At 45.4% G+C, this 5253-nt stretch carries 1 protein-coding gene; it reads right to left on the reverse strand.

Annotated features, from left to right (window positions below; translation table 11 throughout):
* The coding region (locus GVY04_16080) for an AMP-binding protein (protein ID NBD17589.1) at positions 1–5253 on the reverse strand (5253 nt) is incomplete at both ends.

Below are 5253 nucleotides of genomic sequence, written 5' to 3' on the forward strand. Positions count from 1 at the left end.
GAAAATGTGAGTCTCAACCGCATCGAGCGGTATCGACTCACCCGCTTTCCTCCCCCACCTGTTCCGAGGTGGGGGAGTCCCACGGATCTTTTGTTGAAATTTTTGCTTTGCCTTCAGGAGAAATAAAGGGGAAACATCAGTAAAGGTATATTGGGTGGAACGTTGGGCTAAATCGGGTAATAAATATGCTGTGCTGCCTCCAGTTCCTGCGCCAATTTCTAGCACTTGAATAGTTTGCGTGTTCGGAATTTTTTCTAAGGCAGTTTGGGCAATATTTTGTAATAAATAATTCATCACTTTCGCTGGTGGTGAATCTTGATAAAGCTGCGTTGCAAGAGTGACATCACCATTCGGGAAAATCAGTTGTAAGGGATCGCATTTGCCTTGTAAAACTGCTGCTAAATTTGATGCACAAGTTTGTAAAAGGGTGAATTCTGTTTTCGCTTCTGGATAGGTCTGGAATAGGAAATTGATTTGAGTTTCTGGATCAGATAAATCAGGAACTTGTATAACTTGCCAACCGTTTGCTGTTGCTTGTAAAAATCCAGCTTCAGCTAGAATATTAAGTAAACGTTTCCACAGTCGCTGGTGTTGTTGAACAATGGCTAATTCTTCAGTCAGTTTTTGAGTGGAAAAAGTCTCGTTAAATTGGAAAGTTTTTCCTAAATCTTGGATTGCTTTTAAGATATAGCGAACGCTTAATTCTTCAAGCTGTTGATGAATTTCTTGATAGTGTTCTAGTTGGTAAAATTGGCTGAGTTCGGAGAGGTAAGGAGTAGCGCGATGTTCCCTACGGGAACCGGCAAAGCCATCGCGCGAAGGGCTCTGGCAGATCTGATCGCGCACAATCTCAGGAGAAATCAGCTTATACTGCTTTTCTTCAATCGTAGAAACTAACGTAGCAGAGGCATGGCATAAGGAATATTCGTCTTGTTGATGCCATAACTCCCAATATACCTTTTCCGATTCTTCAGGTGTCACGATAACTTGAACCGTTTTCTCTTGGTCTAAAACTAACGGGGTTTGAATCACTAAATCCTGAATTTGATAGGACTGCTTTTGAAAGAATAAATCCCCTGCTTGTTGTGCAATTTCTTGATAAATCGAAAACGGTAACTCTGATCCAGAATTAAATTTGTCTGGATTCATTTCTAATTCAAATTGAAGAGTTTTGAAAGCAAATTTTCGGGAAGTCGGCGTTGTTTCTAACCAATAACGAGTCTTCGCAAACGGATAAGTTGGTAAAATCAGTTTCTGCCGAGAATAAGGCGCATCAAAGCCTTCCCAATTAATGGGAACACCGTTTAAATAGAGTTGGGCTAACGTTTCTAATAATTGTTCCCAATCATCTCGATGGCAATGGAGAGAGGGAAAATAAAGTGCTTTCTCTTGTAATAGGGTTTTCTGCGCTAATGCCGATAAAGTCGGATGCGATCCTACTTCTAAAAAGATATCAACACCCCAGGCTTGGAGAGATTCAATACCAGCAGCAAAGTTAACGGTTTTTCGTAAATACTGACACCAATAATTCGCATCTAAAATTGTTCCAGATTCTTGTACCGTTCCGGTTACATTGGAGACTAATGGTAAGGTCAGTGGAGAAAATTGAATCTCGCTGGCAACCGCTTTAAATTCTTCTAAAATGGGATTCATTAACGGAGAATGAAACGCCTGTGAAACATTGAGAGTTTTGGTCTTGATCTCTTGGTCGTGAAGTCGTTTTAAAACAACAATAATTGCTCTTTCTTCACCCGAAATGACAACTTGTTGTGGGGCATTAATGGCAGCAATGGCAACCTCTGGATCCCCATTGATGGCTTCTCGAACTGTTTCTTCCGCAGCAAAAACGGCGTGCATTTCCCCTGGCGTGGAGACACTCGCCATTAGTTTTCCCCGCGCTGTCACCAGCTTTAACCCGTCTTCTAAACTAAACGCCCCCGCTAAGCAGGCTGCGACATACTCACCAATACTATGTCCACCCACAATATCAGGCTGAACGCCCCAAGATTGCCACAATCGCGCTAAGGCATATTCAAAGGCAAATAAGACGGGTTGGGTGTACTCAGTTTGATGAACCAGAGAGGTATCTTCTGAATAGAGAACCGTCAGTAAGGATTGGGGTAAGAGGGTTCTTAACTGGTCATCACAGCGATCTAATATCTCTCGAAAAATGGGTTGCGTTTCATACAACTGATGACCGAGATGGGGAGACTGTGACCCTTGCCCAGTAAACAACATGGCGATTTTAGGCGGAGTTTGACGATCGCTGCTTTGAGGAGAAACCTGACCTAATTGCTGTTGCAGTTCCTCTAAAGTCTGTGCTGTAATAGCTATACGATGCTTAAACGGAGAACGTCCCACATTGGCGGTATAACAAAGATCCGCAATCGAGACTTGGGGATGGGTTTGCAGATAGTCTTGATACCGTTGAATCACTTGCTGGAAAGCGCTTTCTGTCTTAGCGGAGAGAGTCAAGAGATGGCGCGATCGATCTCTTTCGATTTCTTTTTCTTCTGGTGGTGGGGAAGGTGCAAGAATAACATGGGCATTGGTTCCGCCGAAACCAAAAGAACTCACGCCCATCAAGGGCTGATCGGGCGACCAAGGACGATTTGCTGTAGGAATTTCAACTAAATTCGCCTCCAGTTGTAAATGGGGATTCAGTTCCTCTAGATGCAGATGTGTAGGAATTTCCTGATGTTGTAAGGCGTGGGCTGCTTTAATTAAACCCGCAATTCCTGCTGCTGCTTCCAAATGACCGATATTCGTTTTTACTGAACCCAGCAAACAGGGCTGTTGTCGTTCTGCTGTGGATAAGACAGTTTGCAACGCAGCCACTTCAATCGGGTCTCCCAAGGGCGTTCCGGTACCGTGGGCTTCAATATAGCCCAGTTGGTCAGCCGTTGCCCCCTCCTTGACTAGGGCTTGTTGAATCACCGCTTGCTGCGATCGCCCATTGGGGGCAGTTAAGCCGTTACTGCGTCCATCTTGGTTGATGGCTGATCCTTGAATCACACAAATATAGCAATCGCGTTTTGCGTCACGAAGCCGTTTCAAAATGACAACCCCACACCCTTCCCCTCTCCCATACCCATCCGCACTGGCAGCAAAAGTTTTACAGCGTCCGTCTTCAGCCAGCATATTCCCCGCAGTTAATCCCTGATGGATTGCTTCAGTCAGCATGAGATTAACGCCACCGACAATTGCTAAATCACACTCTTGTTGCTGCAGGCTTTGACAAGCTAAATGCACCGCCACTAAAGAAGATGAACACGCCGTATCCACTGCAAAACTGGGACCCTGTAAATCGAGGAAGTAAGAAATCCGATTGGCAGCGATGCTATGGGCATTTCCTGTTGCGGTGTAGGGATTGAGGCAATTCGCAGACTGGAGTTGAAAATAATCATTACTGCTAATACCAATAAAAACGCCTGTTTTGCTTCCGGCAAGAGAAGAAGGGGCAATTCCCGCCCGTTCTAGGGCTTCCCAAGTCACTTCTAGGAGGAGGCGGTGTTGGGGATCAAGGGCTTGCGCTTCCCGGGTTGCCATGCGGAAAAATGGGGCATCAAAGGCAGCAACATTGTTAATAAAACTCCCTGGACTGTTCATCTCATGGCGATCTTTCGGTTGAGAGGTAACCGTCTCTTGTCCACTGCATAATAGTTCCCAAAACGCTTCTGGGGTGTCAGCTTGCGGAAAGCGACAGCTATCGCCAATGAGGGCAATGGGTTCCTCTTTGACAGAAGGTACTTTTTCAGTCGCGGTGGGAAGGGAATGACGCTGAGTAAGATAGTCAGAAAGAGACGCGATGGTGGGATAATTATAGGCGAGAGTGGGGTCTAACCGTTCTCCCAACCAATTTTCTAATTCCCCACTTAAACTCACCATGGCTACTGAATCTAAGCCATAACTGGCAAATTCAGCATGAAGATCAATCTCTTGCGGAGAACAATGCAGTTTTTCCGCTAATTTTGCGACTAACCAACTTTGAATATCTGTAATGGAGTGGGAAACGGTCGTCGGTTGCGCTGTTTCCAGTTGCCATTGGGCGAGAATCTCTAACTCTCCCGCTAAGAACATTTGGCAACACGCCCGACGCCGAATTTTACCGCTGGATGTCTTGGGAATGGTTGTGGGTTTAATCAGAACAATCGCGGATACCTGCAGATTATGGTCTTGAGAAATTCCTTCTCGAATCGTGCGAATGATCGGATCGAGCGGCTGACGGCGATAACTGCGTTCGACTTCCTGCACCACCACTAACTGTTCGCGATCAGAATCATTGATTCCAAACGCTGCACCACAGTTTTTGCTTAAGCCAGCATGGGCTTGTTGAACGGTTTGTTCAATATCTTGGGGATAATAATTTTGACCCCGAATAATAATGAGATCTTTGCGTCTGCCGGTGACATAAAGTTCCCCATCCTGATAGGTTCCTAAATCTCCTGTGCGAAGAAATAAGGCTTCTGGAGACTCTGACAAACGGGCTTGGAAGGTTTCGATTGTTTCCTGTTCTTTTCCCCAATACCCTTGGGCAACACTTGCCCCTGCAACCCAAATTTCCCCAACTTCATCAGGTTGCACCTGAGTTAAAGTTTCCGGGTTCACAATCACAATTTCTTGTTCTTGGGGGGAGTTGCCACAACTAACAAATGTTTGTTGATCAGCTTGATTATCCGTGGGCAGCGCACGATTTTCAGTTAAGGCTGTAATGCTGAAATTTTGTATGACAGGGTGTGCCTCTGCATCAGTTCCTGTCACCATTAAGGTGGCTTCGGCTAACCCATAGCAAGGATAAAAACTTTCTGCTTGAAACCCATACTCAGCAAAGGTTTGAGTAAATTGTTCCAGAGTTTGCGCCCGAATGGGTTCCGCCCCCGTTAAAGCAATGCGCCAACTGCTAAGATTAAGAGTTTGTCGTTGTTCAGGGGAAATTCGATCAAGACACAATTCATAAGCAAAATTAGGAGCGACACTCATCGTTCCCCGATAATCGGAAATCGCTTTTAACCAGCGATAGGGTTGCTGTAAAAATGAAACTGGGGGCATCCAAATACAGGGACAGCCCACATAAATGGGCTGGAGAATCGCGCCAATTAAACCCATATCGTGATAGGGGGGAAGCCAAGTCACCGCTACATCTTCCGCAGAACTTTTGATTCCATTGGCAATCACTCGGGAATTAGCCAATAAATTACCATGAGTGAGCATCACCCCTTTTGGCGTTCCCGTTGAGCCAGAGGTATATTGTAA

The organism is Cyanobacteria bacterium GSL.Bin1 (assembly GCA_009909085.1).
Taxonomy (GTDB): domain Bacteria; phylum Cyanobacteriota; class Cyanobacteriia; order Cyanobacteriales; family Rubidibacteraceae; genus Halothece.